Raw genomic sequence first — 16,833 nt, 5'->3', positions numbered from 1 at the left:
CAATCAATTTTTTCTATCAAAAATGTGTGTTTTTTCCTATTGCGAAAAAGAACGTGCGTTCGTATAATAAGTTTATAGGAAATGAATTTTTTAGAAGAGGTGAGAAGGGTGCTATATTATCAAGACGAACCCCTTCATCATGTATTTTGCCTAGATGTAAAAAGTTTTTATGCAAGTGTAGAATGTCTCGCGCGCGGACTTGATCCCATGACGACCATGCTCGTTGTTATGAGCGGAGATAGGAATACGAGTGGACTGGTACTTTCTGCAAGTCCTGCTGCTAAAAAAAGACTGGGCGTATCGAATGTTTGCCGAGGTTTTGATGTTCCAAAACATCCAGAGTTAGTTATTGCGCCACCACGAATGAAATTATATATGACCTATCATAAGAAAATTTTAACTATTTTTAAACGCTATATGGCTGATGAAGATATTCATGTCTATAGCATTGATGAACAGTTTGGAGACTTAACGAAGAGCTATCATTTATTTGGAGAAAGCCCTGAAGAAGTTTGTCACATGATTCAGCAAGAAATTTTTCTTGAACTAGGGCTTTACACGACGATTGGATTATCTGTCAACGTCTTACTTGCAAAAGTCTGTATGGATGTAGAAGCTAAGAAAAATGCAGGCATGTTCGCGCACTGGGGCTATGAAGATGTCAAAACTAAAATGTGGCCGCTCAAGCTAAGTGAGTTTTGGGGAATTGGCAAGCGAATGGAACTTCGCTTGAATCAGCTAGGTCTTTATACAATTGGGGACTTAGCACTTAGCAATCCCTTTTTATTAAAGACGCAGTTTGGTGTGATGGGGCTCCAATATTACATGCATGCTTGGGGGATCGATCGCTCTGTTTTGGCGGAGAAAGAAAACTATCAGCCAAAAGAAAAATCTCTTGGAAACTCACAGGTCCTTCCAAGAGGCTATACAAGTGCTGGAAAAATTCAAGTCGTTTTGGCTGAAATGTGTGTTCAGCTGGCACAGCGCTTGCGGACAAAACAAGTAGAAGGATCGGTTTTAAGCTTGCACATGCAGTATGCTTATGAAGATGGAAAGCGTCGGAGTAGTTTATCTCATCAAATAAAAATACCGCCAACCAACCATAGCAAGCGTTTAACACAGTATGTACATCGCTTGTTTCAAAAATATTGGAATCATACTGAGGTTCGCACCATTAGCCTTTATATTGGGAAATTACAGCCCGTTTCTGCTTTTCAACTCAGTTTATTTGAAGACCCTGATCTTTTAATACGCGAAGAAGCGATTGACCAAACGATCTCAGAAATTCGGAGTAGATACTCATTCACTTCTATTTTTTATGCTCATTCCCTGCTTGAAGGAGCAACAGCACTGCGGCGTGCGACACTTGTTGGCGGACATGCAGGGGGAATGGACGGTTTGGATTGTAAGTCTTATGAATGAGCGGGAAAAGGAAGCAGAAGAGTGGCTTAGACAAGTAAAAAAAAACGTATATAGATCGTGGAATGATGAAATGGTCGGGTTTTTATTTATCGGATCATACCGCACAAATGGAGGAAGAGAGCCAAAAACGAAAGCAAATTTTTGTGGCAAAAAACAGAGATGAGCCTTGAACAAATTGGTGAGGTTCTTGAAGAGGCTTTTTCGAAAGGGAGCGTTGTCTCACTGCAAATGGCAGAACTGAATGAAGAGCACATGTACGAAGCTGATTTGACTGGTAAGGTCATTAGTTTTTTAGAAAACCGCATTTATGTACAAGAAAAAAAGGGAGCTATTCAAATAGTTTCCATCGAGAAAATACGCCATGCAGAAATCATATATTGATATGCAGGTAAGGCATTTGGCGTTTCAATTTAGTGGAAAGTGGGAATGGAGATAGGCAATCCCTAAAAGGTTAACCTCTAAGAAAGCCATCTTGGTTTGAAAGAAGAACTTTAGAACATAAGAAGGAAAGTGATTCCATGAAAGTTCCGAATGCAGACAGTATTTTTGTGATTCTTAGAGCTGCCTATTATCATCCAAAAACCCAAATCACACAATTAACCTTGAAACAATTGAATGAAAAACGAGTTCGCTACCACTCCAAAACGGAACTTCTACATACGGTTTATTGGCTGGAATGGAAAGCATATTTGAAACGTGGGGAAGTAGCTAGTCAAAAGCCTTATTATGAGCTGACAGAAAAAGGTGAAGAAATGTATCAATTACTTCAAGAATCGGACGGAACTGAAGATTAAATCCACAAAAAAGCGGAAGCAACTCTTGCTTCCGCTTTTTAAAACTTTATTCGCTTGTGATTTGTTTTGTGAACCCTTCGCCAACCACACTTTGCGCGTCATTGATAATGAAAAAGGCTTTTTCATCGTGTTTGTTAACGATCTTTGTGAGTGGCAGGAGCTGTTGCCTGCTGATCACAATATAAAGAATTTTTTTTGCCTTGTCTTGTGTAGTAGCCTTCAGCATCAAAAAGTGTCATTCCACGACCAATCTTTAAATCCACTTCTTTTGCGATCGCTTCATATTGATCCGAAATGATCGTAACTGACTTTTTGGGATTGAAGCCTTCAAGAATAAAGTCTAGTACTTTCGTAGAAGTATAGAGGGAGAGAATCGTAAATAACATATTTTGGAAGCCGATAATAAATACAGAGGGAATCACAACGATTAAGTCAAAAAATAGTAAGGCATAACTTGTGTTCCAACCTAGGTATTTATTGGCAATTTTAGCAAGGATGGCGCTACCAGCAGTGGTTCCTCCACCATGCATGATGAGTCCCATCCCAAATCCCATGAGGGCGCCTGCAAAAATAGCAGCAATAATCGTTTGATCCGTTTGAAAAGCAATCGGTTCAGTAAGTCGTAAGAAAAGGGAAGTAAAAAGAATAGCGATGATCGTTAAAATAATCGTTTGTCGGTCGAGGTACTTATAACCGATCACAAGTAAAATCCCATTAAAAATCAACGTCGTAATCGCAGGTGCTATCCCAAAAGCATAATAAAGGATCATTGTGAGCCCTGTTACGCCGCCTTCCCCTAAATGATTGGGAATAGCAAAAATATTAACGGCAAGAGAAAAGATAAAAGCGCCAATAATAATTTTTCCAAAAGTAAATGCCCATTTTTTTTGTCATGAATCAATCTCCTTTCTTGCATAGTGAGCGCAAAAAAATACCCCGAAGATCCTTCTGAATCAACGGAGTCTTTTTTCTAAAAAAGCATCAAGGGAACTTCCGGTTCCCGTGACTGTCTCACCATAAAAAGCCATTTAATTTTCTTTTTTAAATTAGCATAGAATCTAAATTTTGGCAAGCATGCGGTTAACCAAAAATAGCTAAGATCGGCATAAGGTTAAGTAAAAATAGACCAACTAAAACACTGATAACAATTTTGATAACCAGCGGCTTTTCGCTTTCTGTTTGTTTCATCTTCGAATGCCCCTTTCTGAAATTTTAGTTCGTAGTAAAAAAGCGCCTACATCTAATTCCACTATACCATAAAAATAGTGGTTTTTGGAGATAATTATGCTACAATAATGGCGGGTGAGGAATTTGAATAAAAAAAAAATACTATGATATTTATTTGCAGATTGAAAATCGAATTCTTGGAAAAGTTTATCAGGCGGGAGAACTCCTACCAAGTGAAAATGAGTTAGCAAAGGAATTCCAAGTATCGCGTGAGACCATTCGCAAGGCACTTGTTCTCCTACTAGAAAATGGTTTTATCCAAAAAATGCAGGGAAAAGGTTCCATCGTGATAGACCGGGAGCGCTATTCGTTTCCTGTCTCAGGTTTGACAAGCTTCAAAGAATTGCATCAAGAGCAGCATATGAACGCCGTCACACGCGTGATCAAAAATGATTATGAAAAGCTACCTGAACAAGTAAGAAAATATGTTTCCCTACCAGATGGGGCAAAAGCCTGGCACATTGAGCGTGTCCGCTATTTGAGAGGCGAGGCCGTTATTTTGGATAAAGATTTTCTTTTGGAACCTAGCATGAAGAAAATTACTGAGGAGCAACTAGCAAACTCGCTTTATGAATACTTGGAGCAAGAGCTTGGTTATGAAATCAGCTACGCGCAAAAAGAATTTACCGTCGAGCCTATCACGGCTGAAGACCAGAAGTGGCTTGATTTAGAAGAAGATACACATGTTGTTGTTGTCCGAAGTGCCGTTTTTTTGCAAGATACAACGCTTTTCCAGTACACAGAATCGCGCCATAGGTTGGACCGCTTTCGTTTCATTGATTTTGCCAGAAGACGTTAAAAACAAGCCCTCGTTTTGGAAGGCTTGTTTTCGTTTTATTTGGGTAAAAGAACAGCCAAAGTTTCATAAGGCGCTAAAGATATGTGCTTAGCTAATTGATTTCGCTTCACATTCGAAAGTAAAATTTCACCTTGAAGAAAGGCCTCAGGAAGCTCCAGTTTATAAGGTTCTTCTCCGTAATAATGAACAGCGAGTAAAGTTGCTTCTTCATTTTCGCGTAAGTAACTAATGACACGTTCCTCGTCAACGAAGTAAGGCGTATAGTTGCCAACTTGAATCACAGAATGCGTCTTCCTTAGTTCAATCAGTTTCTTATAAAAGTAAAAAATACTGTCTGGATCTTGAAGCGCATCCCGAACATTGATCCAAGAAACACTATCCGAAACCGAATAAAGCGGCGTTCCCGTCGTAAAGCCAGCCTTCTCATCATTTTCCCATTGCATTGGAATCCGACTATTGTCACGTGAACGCGCTTGAATCACTTCCATAGTTTCTCGCTCAGACAAGCCTTCCTCTTGAAGCAATCTATAATGATTAATCGTTTCGATGTCGCTGTAGCTTTCGATATGTTCAAACCGCGGATTGATCATCCCGATTTCTTCTCCCATGTAGATGTAGGGCGTACCTCGCATCAAATGGATCGTTGCGGCAAGAAGCGTGGCCGCTTGATAATGAAATTCCGGCTGGTCCGAAGTGAAACGTCCTAACGCTCGGGGCTGATCATGATTGTTCCAGAAGAGGGCATCCCAACCATTTCCGCTCGCCATATCCACTTGCCAGGTGTGAAAGAGCTCTTTTAATTCAGCAAAACGAACTTGATCGAGTTGCCATTTTTCTCCATCTTTGTAATCCACTTTTAAATGATGAAAATGGAAAACCATCGATAGTTCTTTTTCCGCAGGGTTGCTGTAGCGAATCGAATTGGCAATGCTTGTCGAGGACATTTCGCCCACTGTGACTAGACCTTTCTTGCTAAACGTTTTTGCATGAAGTTCTTTTAAATATTCATGGATGTGCGGGCCATCTGTGTAAAAGCGGCGCCCGTCGCCGATGAAATCATCTTCCATCTTGTCCGGTTTTGAAATCAAATTGAGCACATCGAGCCGGAGCCCTTCAACGCCTTTTTGAACCCAAAAATCTACGACTTGATAAAGGGCTTCACGAACTTCTGGATTTGACCAGTTCAAGTCTGCTTGCGTGACATCAAAGAGATGCAAATAAAAATCATCTGAGGAGGGTAACTTTTCCCAAGCTGAGCCTCCAAATTTAGATTTCCAGTTTGTTGGTGGGAGTTCTTTCTTTGCGCCTTTTCCTTTTTTAAAAATAATAGAAATCACGATATTTAGGATTTTCTCGAAGTGCTTGTTGAAACCATTCGTGTTCTGTAGAAGTATGATTCAACACGAGATCAATCATGATACCAATCGAGCGCTTTTTCGCTTCATAAATGAGCACATCAAAGTCTTCCATCGTTCCAAAACGTGGATCTACCCCAGTGTAATCAGAAATATCATACCCATTATCATTTTGGGGAGAAGGATAGAAAGGGTTGATCCAAATTAAATCCACACCTAATTTCTCTAAGTAATCCAGTTTAGCTGTGATGCCTGGAATATCTCCCATGCCATCTCCATTTGAATCATAAAAAGAACGCAAGTAAATCTGATAAATCGTTTTATCGGCTATATTGACCATCATTAAACCTCTTTCATTAAAGATTGCTAGCTTTTTTGGAATCTGTTCGGAATTCTCGTTTTCCGAATGTGCGAATCGGTGCTTGATCGACTTTATTTAAAATATTATATTTACGGAACAGAACCGTAAGCATAAATGGAACTACAATGGCGATAAGCATACAAAACGCAAAAATCAAGTAATATTGCGGCTTGATGGAAAGAATTCCAGGAATCCCACCAACACCGATCGAGTTTGCCATAACCCCACTAGAAACGGAAATGACAGCCGCAATGCCCGAACCAATCATCGCAGCTACAAAAGGATAGAGATATTTCAAGTTTATCCCGAACATGGCGGGTTCTGTGACTCCGAGATAACAAGAAATCGTTGCTGGGATGGAAACTTGTTCTTCTTTTTCGTTTCCTTTGTGCAAGAAAATAATAGCCAAAACTGCAGATCCTTGCGCGATGTTGGATAAGGCGATCATTGGCCAGAGATTGGTTCCATGGAACTGGCTCATGAGTTGAAGGTCAATCGCATTTGTCATGTGATGAAGTCCCGTTACAACAAGCGGGGCATACAAGAAACCAAAGAGAGCCGCAAACAACCAACTAAGTGAACTTGTTAAACCGCTGTAAACGACATTTGCAATGACATCTCCAATTTTCCAACCAATCGGTCCAAGAATAAGATGAGCCGCGAGTACAGTTGGAACAAGAGAGAAGAAAGGAGTTACAATCATAGAAACAGCATTAGGAACAATTTTACGTAGTCCAATTTCAAGATAGGCTAACATAAAACCTGCGAGCATGGCAGGGATCACTTGCGCTTGATATCCAATCATGGGAATATGTGCAAATCCAAAATCCCAAAATGGAATATCAGCTGCTTTTGTTGTAGCCACAGCATAGGCATTTAAAAGTTGCGGAGAGACAAGGGTAATCCCGAGAACGATCCCAAGAATCTGTGTTGTTCCCATTTTTTTAGCAATCGACCAAGTGATGCCGACAGGTAAGAAATGAAAAATCGCTTCCCCAATCAACCATAAAAAGTTATAAGTCCCATTCCAGAAAGGGTAAACTTGGGCAATCGTTTTTGTACCTTCCTCAAGCATCTTAATGTCTCCGATGACATTTCTAAAACCTAAAATCAATCCACCAACGACAATCGCAGGAATTAACGGAGTGAAAATTTCTGCAAGAGCTGCGAGCATGCGTTGTAGTAAACTCATATTTTTCTTTGCATCTGTCTTAGCTTCTTCTTTGTTAACGCCTTCAATTCCGCTTATAGAAACAAACTCATTGTAAAACTCTTGGACATCATTTCCAATGATCACTTGAAACTGACCAGCTTGTGTAAATGTACCTTTTACAGAAGCGAGAGCCTCAATTTTTTCGATGTCCGCTTGATCTGGATCTTGCAAAACAAAGCGCATCCGCGTCGCACAATGTGTGACAGATGAAATATTTTCTTTGCCTCCAACGAGTTCATAAAGCGCTTTTGCGTCATCTGCATATTTTGCCATGACTTTTCCTCCTTTTTAACTTGTATATACAAGTTCTGTAATCAAAATATACTATAAAGAAACTGAAAGCGCAACCATTTTTTTTCGTTTTTAGTAAATAAATACAAAATAATGGGTTAGAGTAGGTGACGGTAACTGCATAAAAAACGCGCTTCTCGAATAACTTTGAGAAACGCGTCTACTTTTTATTTGCTTAAAGCAACGACTTGGATAGCTTTTCCAGTCACATCAAGGAAAGGCAACTTAACACGTGTATCAAGGCAGTAAGCTCCGTATAAATAGGGCTTTAGCGAAGTGCTTTCATTTTTGATTTGGCTCACAAATTGCGTGATTTCTTGATAAAGGATTTCCAAGTTTTTAATTTTAGCAAGCTTTGCATCTAATCGATTTTCACTGACATTGACATTCGAATTTTGAATGCTCATATCGAATTCATCATTAATCGCTGCACGTGTTTTTGGAACACGTGTATAACGCTGATCATCCCAGTCGATTTCGACAATTTGACAGTCATCTAAGTGAATGAAATCTCCTGTCCAAAGCTTGCCATCAATTTCTACGACCATTTTGCTATCTGGAAAAACCTCTTTATCCCGGTATTTTTTAAGTAAATAATCAAACATCTGTAAATGTGCTAAACTCTGATTCATTTTCATCAGCTCCTTCTTTGATAGAATATCATAATGTGAATTTGTGAGCAATTAAGTTTTTCCATAAAACGAAAAATAAATCCATCGAAGGTGAGGTTTTGAACGTTTGCTCCAAAAGACCTATTTTAACAAGTTTATGAAAACGTATAACATGGGTATAATGATAAAAAGCGCATAGGGGGATAAAACAACATGGTAAAAGAACAAAAACTAGCTACATATGATGGGGATGAGATTTTCATTCGGGAATGGTCTGAGGTTGAAAAGCCAGTTGGCATTGTGCAGATTGTCCACGGGATGAACGAACATAGTGGGAGATACGCGGAACTAGCTTCAAAATTAAATCAAGCGGGGTATCTTGTTGTGGCAGATGACCATCGTGGTTTTGGCTTAACCGCGAAATCAGAGGCAGAGCTTGGGCATATTGAGCCGAGTAATGGGCTTGAAATGATGCTACAAGATCAGGAAATCGTCAAGCATCACATGGAACAAAAATTTCCTGACTTGCCTTATTTTATTTTTGCACACAGTATGGGAAGCTACATCACGCGCGTTTTCATCACACGCCATTCATTGGACGGAGTTATCCTAGCCGGAAGCGGTTTACAGCCAACGCTCCTTCTTGCTGCAGCTACAAGGCTTGCAAGTCATTTTGTAAAAAAATATCCAGCACGTAAAAATCATTTGCTAAATAAGCTAGCTTTTTTGGGCTTTAATCATACTTTCCATGAAAAGCATCCATATAGTTGGTTATCACGTGATCCTCTTGTGCAAGAAGCTTTTGCGAAGGATCCACTTTGCGGACCAGTTGTCGGCACTTCCGGTTTTTTTGATACATTGTTTCGAGCGATTTTAGCATCGCAGATTAAAGAAAATGTGTGGAGTGTGCCTAACGGGCTTCCCGTGTTACTTTTGTCTGGAACAGAAGATCCAGTAGGGCATTATGGGAAAGACATACCGAAACTTGCGGTTAAACTTTCTGAAGCAGGGGTTAAAGATGTGACCTATAAATTATATGAAGGAGCAAGGCACGAATTGATACACGAAGTTGGGAAAGAAACCGTCATAACAGATATTATAAACTGGATAGAACAAAAAAAGAAGCGAACGGTAACGTTCGCTTCTTTTTTAACGTATTTGTCCTTCACCAAAAATAACATACTTAGTGGTCGTTAATTCACGTAGTCCCATCGGCCCTCTAGCATGAAGTTTTTGTGTGCTGATGCCGATTTCTGCTCCAAAACCAAATTCAAAGCCGTCCGTAAAGCGAGTAGAGGCGTTGACATAAACAGCCGCTGCATCCACTTCATTTTGAAATTGATTTGCCGCAAAGTAGTCACTTGTGATGATGGCTTCCGAATGTTTGGTGCCGTACCGACTAATATGTGCGATCGCTTCATCAATGTTTGAGACGACCTTCACCGCTAAAATAAAATCAAGAAATTCAGTCTCGAAGTCAGCCTCTGTCGCTGGTACAAAATTTTCTAAGAACTGTCCGGCTTGTTTATCTGCACGAAGCTCGGTAGCAAACGGAGCAAGGCGTTTTTCAATTTCTGGCAAGAAACGGGGAGCGATGTCCTCGTGGATTAATAAGGTTTCAGCCGCATTGCAGACCGATGGACGAGAAGTTTTGGCGTTCACCAAAATATCAATAGCCATGTCCATTTCAGCCGCTTTATCCATATAAATATGGCAATTGCCCACACCCGTTTCGATGACAGGAACGGTAGCATTTTCAACAACGGTTTGAATGAGCTTGCCACTTCCTCGAGGGATAAGAACATCCAAGTACTCATTTAACTTCATAAATTCGCGGGCAGTTTCATGAGAGGTATCTTCGATAAATTGAACGACTTCTTTCGGAAATCCGGCTGATTTAGAAGCATCTTGTAAGACTTTAACAAGGGCTTGATTCGAATGGAAAGCTTCTTTCCCGCCTCGTAAAATCACTGCATTTCCTGATTTAAATGTAAGCGCGGCAGCATCAACCGTCACATTGGGGCGAGATTCATAAATGATTCCGATTACCCCGAGCGGAACTCGTTTTTTGCCGATATTTAAGTTGGCTTCATTTTTCCACATCTCATCAACCGTTCCAATTGGATCGGGAAGGGCGATAATTTGTTCTACCCCATTTGCGATTTCATCAAGTCGCTCTTGGGTCAATAGTAGCCTGTCCATCATTGTTTCTTTCATACCTTGTGCTTTTGCTAATTCCAGATCTTTTTGGTTAGCGGCTAAAATTTGCTTGGTTTTGTTGCGTAAAGCAGCACTCCAAGATGCAAGGACACGGTTTTTACTTGCCGCGTCAGAAAGAGCGAGAAATTTACTTGCTTTTTGTGCTTTTTCTCCAAGATCAACGAATGGATTCATGAGAGGATGCCTCCTGTTTTAAATTGGTAAACAACGTCCCGATTTTTTTTTCCTGCAATAATGTCATAAATAATATCTGGGTCATCTCCATTTGCGAGAACCATTTGTCGGTCATTTTTCAAACAATAGTCTGCTGCTGCAAGTTTTGTTAGCATGCCACCAGTTCCAAATTCAGAGCCCTTGCCGCCAGCGAGTTGTAAGAGTTCATCAGTGACTTCATGCACTTCATCAAACATAGCAGCTGCAGGGTTTAGAAGTGGATTTTCGTGATAAAAGCCATCAATATCAGAAAGCATGATAAGAAGTTCAGCATTGATAAGTTTAGCGACGATAGCAGACAAGCGGTCATTGTCACCGTATTTCGTGATATGTTCGATTTCTTCGACAGCAACAGTATCATTTTCATTGACAATGGGAATGATGCCTTGGTTGAGAAGTGTATTAAAAGTATTGATGACATTTTCGCGACTAGTAGGATAATCTGTAACGTCGCGTGTAAGGAGGATTTGACCAACTGGATAACCATATTCTCCAAAGAGCTTGGAATAGATATGCATCAGTTCACTTTGACCAACAGCCGCGATTGCTTGCTGTTCGGGGATCGAAGTAGGTCGCGTTTCAAGTTGAAGTTTTCTAAGTCCAACGCCGATTGCGCCAGAAGAAACAAGGACAACTTCTTTTTCCTCATTACGCAATTCTGAAAGGACGCGGGTGAGTTTTTCGATGGTGCGTAAATTGACATTCCCGTTAGAATGCATCAATGTGCTTGTGCCGACTTTAACGACAATGCGTTTACATGAATGAAGTGATTTTCGCATAGCGGGTCTCCTTTAAAATAGAATACATCCATTGTACTACAAAAAAAACTAAATATTTAATAGCAAGAAAAGAAAAAAACGCCTAGGATTTAGGCGTTTCATCAATTTGATTCCATTTTTTAGCTTGTTTAATCATAAAGGCGAGACTGTCTAAAATGTATTCACCAGCTGGTTCAGATAATGTGTTTTTGCCCAGCTGCAAGCCGGACTCATACTCAATATCCTCACAAATTTTTTCTAAACGGTATAAGATATCGGCTTGCTTTTCTTTAGTTTCGAGGTCGTAGGAAGGGATGTTATTTTCTCCTAATAAGTAATCCACACTAACACCGAACAATTCGGCAATCTTTGCCACCATTTCAAGATCAGGTTGACGAAGTCCATATTCCCAGTTTCCATATGTAGAAGGCGCTTTTAAACCTAACCTACGTGCAGTCTCCACTTTGGACCAGCCTTTTTTATCTCTTAATAATTTCAAACGTTGACTAAAACCTACCAAATGATTCACCCCTTCGCCTAAATTATACACAAAATGAAACTATAAAGCCAATAAAAACACAAATTGTCTTTTATTTAGAGTTTTTATTTGAGTTTACTCCATCTAATTGATTGATTTTTTCGGCATTTTCCAAGATGAAATAAATGTTTTTTTGCAAGAAAGCTGAAGTGTGGGGTTTCAAAATGTCCGCGCCTAGATAAAAGGGGGTTGGACTTTCTAGTTCGGTAGCCAAATTTTCTAGTTCCAGTTGGATGTCTTTAGGGGGTTTTCGAGATTTTTCTTTTAAAGAATTTGTATCGCCAATTAAGTAGTCGACTGTAACATCGTATAAACTGGCAATTTCTTTGACCATGGAAAGATCGGGTTCGCGAATGCCATATTCCCAATTTCCATAAGTCGACGGGGCTTTTAATCCAAGGCGACGTGCTGTTTCTCTTTTCGTCCAGCCTTGTTTCTCCCGTAAAAGAGTGAGCTGTTTGCTTAGGTTCGTCATGTTTATCATCTCCTCGTAGTTATTATACATGAATATACACAAAATAAGAATAAAACAACACAATTCGAAGTTTAATTTTATTGACAAATGCATAACGTGTTGATAGAATAGAATAGACAACTCAGTATGTGTTAGGAGGCTAGATGAATGGATCAACTAAAGACTAAGAATATCAATGTAGCCAAAATCAGAGAGATCCGCTTGAGTAAGGGAATCACACAGGCATTTGTCGCTCGAAAAATGGGATATAAATATACGAGCGGCTATGCAAATGTGGAAAAAGGAACCGTGAGGCTTTCTTATCAAAATGCGGTTATCTTGAGTGAGATTCTAAACTGTGATTTAAGTGACTTTTGTGATTAAGAAAGAAAACACGGTACATTGTGCCGTGTTTTTTTTGTTATTATGAAGCCGTCCTTCATCGAATGCTTGAAATGTTACAAAAAATCGACATTTTGTCATACTTTTCTACTTATCAATAGCTTCGTATGATAAAATAGTTTCATTCAGATGACATTAGAAAGAAATAGGAATTGAATTGTGCAGTTGTGAACTTGACAACGTAACAGAGGAAATATAGAATAAAGCAAATTAGCTTAACGAGCAATCTTGTGAATAGGGGCGGGTTCGAACGATGACCGATCAGGGGAAAGACTTTCCAACCTTCATTTTAAATTGGTTGGAGGGAAAACATCACATTTTAAATCAAGAAGAACAAGTGAGAGCACTTACTTTTTTAGAAAATCGGTATGAATTAGATCCTTGTAATGAACTGGTTGCAAGAGGTCTTGTTCGTCTGTATACAGAAACTGGCGAAAATGAAATGGCAAAACACATTGGGCGATCCTTTTTAACCATGAACGGTTATAATAAGGAAATTTTAACGGAACTTGCGCTTTCCTATATGAACACAGATGAAATGGATACTTATTTTTCATTGGTACGCTATTTTACTGAGGAAGAAGAAAAACAAGTAGAAACGGATACGAAGCAATCGAACCATAATGTGATTCCGTTTCCCAAAAAATTAGTGACAAAAGCACAAAGAGAAAACTGGACTCGTTTACCAGTAGCTGAGCAACTAGAATTCTTACAAAAAATCAGGCTTGAATCAATTGAGCCTTTTGTAGAGAGTTTCAAAACCGTGTTAGAAGATAACGCAGCATCACCCTTTGTCCAATCTATTTTATTCGAGTTATTGCAAGAACAAAAAATAAATCAGTTGTTTGAAGTTCGTAAGCTAGGGCTTCAGGGGGAGTTTAATCCTATTGATGTTTCTTTTCTAGGGGAAGATGCGTTTGCAAACGAGGTTTTGAGTTTGTTAAAAGAGCGACTCGAAAGTGAAAACCCAACACTTCTTGAGCAACTACTGCAAACCGTTCAGCATCATGCGTTCATGCTTTATCCTTTTACATTTGAGCCAAGGGATGCCGCGCTCTGGAAAGATGCTTATTTATTGTTTGCAAGCGATCTTTATGGCGCTTTCTTGGATATCGAACCGACACGAGAACTGAATGAAGCCCTTTCTTTCATTCGAAATTTAGAGGAACATCAACAAAATTATTTACTCTAAATCGGCTTTCCTGTTTTCATCAAGTGGGTTTTATGTTAAAATATAGGGGTATGGCTGAAACTTGTCATGAACTTATTTACATTTAATTAAATAGATGATGGAGGGAATAAAACCATGTCAGTAAAATGGGAAAAAAAAGAAGGTAATGTAGGAACCCTTTCTTTTGAAATTAATCAAGAAGAAATTAAAACAGGTCTTGACCGAGCTTTCCAAAAAGTTCGTAAAACTTTAAACGTACCTGGATTCCGAAAAGGAAAAGTACCACGTCAAATTTTTAATCAACGCTTTGGTGAAGAAGCGCTTTATCAAGATGCTCTTGATATCATCCTTCCAGAAGTCTATACTCGAGCTGTAGAAGAAGCTGGAATCGATCCTGTCGATACGCCACAAGTAAATGTGGAATCTATGGAAAAAGGGGAAAACTGGAAACTAACAGCTGAAGTGACTGTAAAACCAGAAGTTAAGCTTGGCGACTATAAGGGACTAGAAGTTGCTAAACAAGATGCTGAACTTAAAGACGAAGAAGTAGAAGAAGAACTTAAAAATCTAACAGAGCGTCAAGCTGATCTTGTCGTAAAAGAAGATGAGCCAGCAGCAAATGGCGATACTGTTGTCATTGATTTTGAAGGGTTCAAAGACGGTGAACCATTTGAAGGTGGACAAGCGGACAACTATTCGCTTGAACTCGGATCTGGTCAATTCATTCCTGGCTTTGAAGAACAACTAGTTGGAACAAAAGCTGGCGAAGAAAAAGAAGTTTCGATCACTTTCCCTGAAGAATATCATGCTGAAGATTTAGCTGGACAACCTGCTACATTTAAAGTAAAAGTTCATGAAATCAAAACTAAGGAAGTTCCTGAACTGGACGATGAACTTGCAAAAGATATCGATTCTGAAGTGGAAACAGTGGCAGAACTTAAAGAAAAAAACGACTAAGCGTCTAAAAGAAGCAAAAGAAGATGCAGCGAGTCAAGCAAAACAAGATGAAGTTCTTGAAAAAGCTGTAGCTGGTGCAGAAGTGGACATTCCACATGCAATGATCCATCATGAAGCGGATCACTTGATGAGCCACTTTACTCAAGACTTACAAGCTCAAGGCTTGACACCAGAGCTCTACTACCAATTTACTGGTCAAACAGAAGAAACAATGCATGAACAAATGGAAAAAGACGCTGAAAAACGCGTGAAAATGAATTTAGTTCTTGAAGCGATTGCTGATGCAGAAAACATCGAGCCAGCAGAAGCTGAAATCGATGAAGAAGTAAGCTCGCTTGCAGAAAAATACGGAATGGAAAAAGATGCGGTTCGTCAAGCGCTTGGTGACTTGAGTGAACTAAAAGCTGACCTTAAAATCCGTAAAGCGATTGATCTTTTAGTAGACAGTGCTGTCGAAAAATAAGAAGGAAAATCGTTTTTTGTGAAAGAAGGACACGAGAAGACTCTCATGTCCTTTCTTTTTTATAAATCAGATGAGTAGTATTTTTGAAGTGGTGGTGCTATCATTAGTATCACAAGGAATTGGAAAACCTCGATTCCATTGATATGAAGGGGTGAAGTGAATTTGTTCAAATTTAATGATGAAAAAGGTCAACTTAAGTGCTCCTTTTGTGGAAAAACACAAGACCAAGTTAGAAAACTTGTTGCTGGCCCAGGCGTATATATTTGTGATGAATGCATCGAACTTTGCAACGAGATCATTGAAGAAGAACTGAACGTATCGGAAGCAGTCGATTTTGGGAATGTACCAAAACCGCATGAAATCCGTTCGATTTTAAGTGATTATGTAATTGGTCAAGAACGAGCAAAAAAAAGCACTTTCTGTTGCGGTATATAATCACTATAAGCGTATTAATTCCAATGAATCAACAGAGGACGATGTAGAGCTTTCAAAAAGTAATATCTGTATCATCGGTCCTACAGGAAGCGGGAAAACACTCCTTGCTCAAACGCTTGCACGTATTCTAAATGTTCCATTTGCCATTGCAGATGCGACTTCGCTTACTGAAGCGGGATACGTTGGGGAAGATGTTGAAAATATCTTGCTAAAACTGATTCAAGCGGCGGATTTTGATGTAGAAAAAGCTGAAAAAGGCATCATCTACATTGATGAAATTGATAAGGTAGCTCGTAAATCGGAAAATCCTTCTATTACTCGAGATGTTTCGGGGGAAGGTGTGCAACAAGCTCTTCTTAAAATTTTAGAAGGTACTGTAGCAAGTGTTCCGCCTCAAGGAGGAAGAAAACATCCGCATCAAGAATTTATTCAAATTGATACAAGTAACATTTTGTTTATTGTTGGTGGTGCTTTTGACGGAATTGAACAAATCGTAAAAAACCGTATGGGAGAAAAAGTGATCGGATTTGGCACTGAAAATGAAGTGCTTAATGAAGATGAAACTTATCTTTCAAAAGTAGTACCGGAAGATTTGCTCAAGTTTGGTTTAATTCCTGAGTTTATCGGACGTTTGCCAGTAATCGCAACGCTTGAACAATTGGATGAGGAAACACTGGTTTCTATCCTAACGCAACCTAAAAATGCGCTTGTTAAACAATATCAAAAAATGTTGGAACTAGATGATGTTGAACTTGAATTTACAGACGGAGCGCTTCTTGAAATTGCTAGAGAAGCGATCCACCGAAAAACTGGTGCGCGTGGTCTTCGTTCCATTATTGAACGTATTATGCTTGATGTGATGTTTGAGATTCCATCTCGAGATGATATCGTGAAGTGTATCATTACGAAAGAAGCCGTGACGGGAGAAGAATATCCACAGATGCAGCTAAATGATGGCTCTCTGATCCCGACTAAAACTTCAGCATGAGGAAAAAGCCAGCATTTTTTATTAAAGTGCTGGCTTTTTGCTTTTTTGGAGTGTTTCTTTGATTCACCTATTTTTCATGCTATACTTTAATAAAATCATTTAGAGAGGAATTGAAGGGATGAAAAAAGAACAAGGAAAAGGTACTTTTTTTTTCGTCTATC

At 39.3% G+C, this 16,833-nt stretch carries 12 protein-coding genes and 5 pseudogenes; 9 read left to right on the top strand and 8 right to left on the bottom strand.

Translation table 11 applies throughout. The annotated features are described in order from the left end of the window. Positions 1 to 108: 108 nt before the first annotated feature. The 3 genes from MAQA_RS11545 to MAQA_RS11535 all read left to right on the top strand — a co-directional run bounded on the left by MAQA_RS11545 (position 109) and on the right by MAQA_RS11535 (position 2,216). Complete coding sequence (locus MAQA_RS11545) at positions 109 to 1,422, top strand: Y-family DNA polymerase (RefSeq protein WP_036074100.1); 1,314 nt, start codon at positions 109 to 111, stop codon at positions 1,420 to 1,422. A gap of 141 nt (positions 1,423 to 1,563) precedes the next feature. Further along, positions 1,564 to 1,803 (top strand): hypothetical protein, encoded by a 240-nt coding sequence (locus tag MAQA_RS13860; protein WP_052008582.1) that lies wholly within the window; start codon positions 1,564 to 1,566, stop codon positions 1,801 to 1,803. Between the two features lie 137 nt (positions 1,804 to 1,940). Continuing rightward, positions 1,941 to 2,216 (top strand): DUF3116 family protein, encoded by a 276-nt coding sequence (locus MAQA_RS11535; protein WP_036074098.1) that lies wholly within the window; start codon positions 1,941 to 1,943, stop codon positions 2,214 to 2,216. A gap of 46 nt (positions 2,217 to 2,262) precedes the next feature. Here MAQA_RS11535 and MAQA_RS11530 read toward each other — a convergent pair. Further along, positions 2,263 to 3,076, bottom strand: a pseudogene (locus MAQA_RS11530) (YitT family protein). Between the two features lie 455 nt (positions 3,077 to 3,531). On the opposite strand from MAQA_RS11530, the gene treR reads away from it, so the two are divergent. Further along, a complete protein-coding gene (treR, locus tag MAQA_RS11525; RefSeq protein WP_036074096.1) occupies positions 3,532 to 4,242 on the top strand; it encodes a trehalose operon repressor in 711 nt (236 codons plus the stop codon). Between the two features lie 35 nt (positions 4,243 to 4,277). On the opposite strand, the pseudogene treC reads toward treR, so the two are convergent. The 3 genes and pseudogenes from treC to MAQA_RS11510 all read right to left on the bottom strand — a co-directional run bounded on the left by treC (position 4,278) and on the right by MAQA_RS11510 (position 8,094). Continuing rightward, positions 4,278 to 5,937 (bottom strand): annotated as a pseudogene (gene treC, locus MAQA_RS11520) (alpha,alpha-phosphotrehalase). 16 nt (positions 5,938 to 5,953) lie between these two features. Next, positions 5,954 to 7,444 (bottom strand): PTS system trehalose-specific EIIBC component, encoded by a 1,491-nt coding sequence (gene treP, locus MAQA_RS11515; protein WP_036074093.1) that lies wholly within the window; start codon positions 7,442 to 7,444, stop codon positions 5,954 to 5,956. A gap of 185 nt (positions 7,445 to 7,629) precedes the next feature. Continuing rightward, a complete protein-coding gene (locus MAQA_RS11510) occupies positions 7,630 to 8,094 on the bottom strand; it encodes a hypothetical protein (RefSeq protein ID WP_036074091.1) in 465 nt (154 codons plus the stop codon). Positions 8,095 to 8,286: 192 nt separating this feature from the next. On the opposite strand from MAQA_RS11510, the gene MAQA_RS11505 reads away from it, so the two are divergent. Continuing rightward, the gene (locus MAQA_RS11505) at positions 8,287 to 9,270 is read left to right on the top strand and encodes an alpha/beta hydrolase (protein WP_077913617.1); all 984 of its coding nucleotides are present in this window, start codon (positions 8,287 to 8,289) and stop codon (positions 9,268 to 9,270) included. Here the strand turns inward: MAQA_RS11505 and MAQA_RS11500 are convergent. The 4 genes and pseudogenes from MAQA_RS11500 to MAQA_RS11485 form a co-directional block, all read right to left on the bottom strand. After that, positions 9,223 to 10,467 carry a glutamate-5-semialdehyde dehydrogenase gene (locus tag MAQA_RS11500; RefSeq protein ID WP_036074089.1) on the bottom strand — a complete coding sequence of 415 codons (1,245 nt, stop codon included), beginning with the start codon at positions 10,465 to 10,467 and terminating at the stop codon, positions 9,223 to 9,225. The genes MAQA_RS11505 and MAQA_RS11500 overlap by 48 nt on opposite strands. Beyond that, positions 10,451 to 11,285: pseudogene (proB, locus tag MAQA_RS11495) on the bottom strand (glutamate 5-kinase). Before proB ends, MAQA_RS11500 begins: the two are co-directional and overlap by 17 nt. A gap of 82 nt (positions 11,286 to 11,367) precedes the next feature. Then, positions 11,368 to 11,784, bottom strand: a complete 417-nt coding sequence (locus MAQA_RS11490) for a helix-turn-helix domain-containing protein (protein ID WP_036074088.1) — start codon at positions 11,782 to 11,784, stop codon at positions 11,368 to 11,370. Between the two features lie 70 nt (positions 11,785 to 11,854). Beyond that, positions 11,855 to 12,277 (bottom strand): helix-turn-helix domain-containing protein, encoded by a 423-nt coding sequence (locus tag MAQA_RS11485; protein WP_036074086.1) that lies wholly within the window; start codon positions 12,275 to 12,277, stop codon positions 11,855 to 11,857. Positions 12,278 to 12,424: 147 nt separating this feature from the next. Between MAQA_RS11485 and MAQA_RS11480 the strand changes: the two genes are divergently transcribed. From MAQA_RS11480 to clpX, 4 genes and pseudogenes are all read left to right on the top strand, one after another. Further along, complete coding sequence (locus MAQA_RS11480) at positions 12,425 to 12,640, top strand: helix-turn-helix domain-containing protein (protein ID WP_036074084.1); 216 nt, start codon at positions 12,425 to 12,427, stop codon at positions 12,638 to 12,640. A gap of 271 nt (positions 12,641 to 12,911) precedes the next feature. Further along, the gene (locus MAQA_RS11475; RefSeq protein WP_036074083.1) at positions 12,912 to 13,850 is read left to right on the top strand and encodes a hypothetical protein; all 939 of its coding nucleotides are present in this window, start codon (positions 12,912 to 12,914) and stop codon (positions 13,848 to 13,850) included. Positions 13,851 to 13,964: 114 nt separating this feature from the next. Beyond that, positions 13,965 to 15,249, top strand: a pseudogene (gene tig / locus MAQA_RS11470) (trigger factor). 162 nt (positions 15,250 to 15,411) lie between these two features. Beyond that, positions 15,412 to 16,672 (top strand): annotated as a pseudogene (gene clpX, locus MAQA_RS11465) (ATP-dependent protease ATP-binding subunit ClpX). Positions 16,673 to 16,833: the final 161 nt, after the last annotated feature.

Origin of the sequence: Listeria aquatica FSL S10-1188, from assembly GCF_000525795.1 — a bacterium.
Taxonomy (GTDB): domain Bacteria; phylum Bacillota; class Bacilli; order Lactobacillales; family Listeriaceae; genus Listeria; species Listeria aquatica.
Note: the sequence above shows the minus strand (reverse complement) of the source record. Positions and strands in the feature narration are given on the sequence as shown.

Excerpts from the sequence above, each read along its gene's own strand:
- MAQA_RS11475 (WP_036074083.1), top strand. The coding sequence starts at position 12,912 with ATGACCGATCAGGGGAAAGACTTTCCAACCTTCATTTTAAATTGGTTG.
- MAQA_RS11535 (WP_036074098.1), top strand. The coding sequence starts at position 1,941 with ATGAAAGTTCCGAATGCAGACAGTATTTTTGTGATTCTTAGAGCTGCC.
- MAQA_RS11485 (WP_036074086.1), bottom strand. The coding sequence starts at position 12,277 with ATGACGAACCTAAGCAAACAGCTCACTCTTTTACGGGAGAAACAAGGC.
- MAQA_RS11510 (WP_036074091.1), bottom strand. The coding sequence starts at position 8,094 with ATGAATCAGAGTTTAGCACATTTACAGATGTTTGATTATTTACTTAAA.
- treP (WP_036074093.1), bottom strand. The coding sequence starts at position 7,444 with ATGGCAAAATATGCAGATGACGCAAAAGCGCTTTATGAACTCGTTGGA.
- MAQA_RS11500 (WP_036074089.1), bottom strand. The coding sequence starts at position 10,467 with ATGAATCCATTCGTTGATCTTGGAGAAAAAGCACAAAAAGCAAGTAAA.
- MAQA_RS11505 (WP_077913617.1), top strand. The coding sequence starts at position 8,287 with ATGGTAAAAGAACAAAAACTAGCTACATATGATGGGGATGAGATTTTC.
- MAQA_RS11480 (WP_036074084.1), top strand. The coding sequence starts at position 12,425 with ATGGATCAACTAAAGACTAAGAATATCAATGTAGCCAAAATCAGAGAG.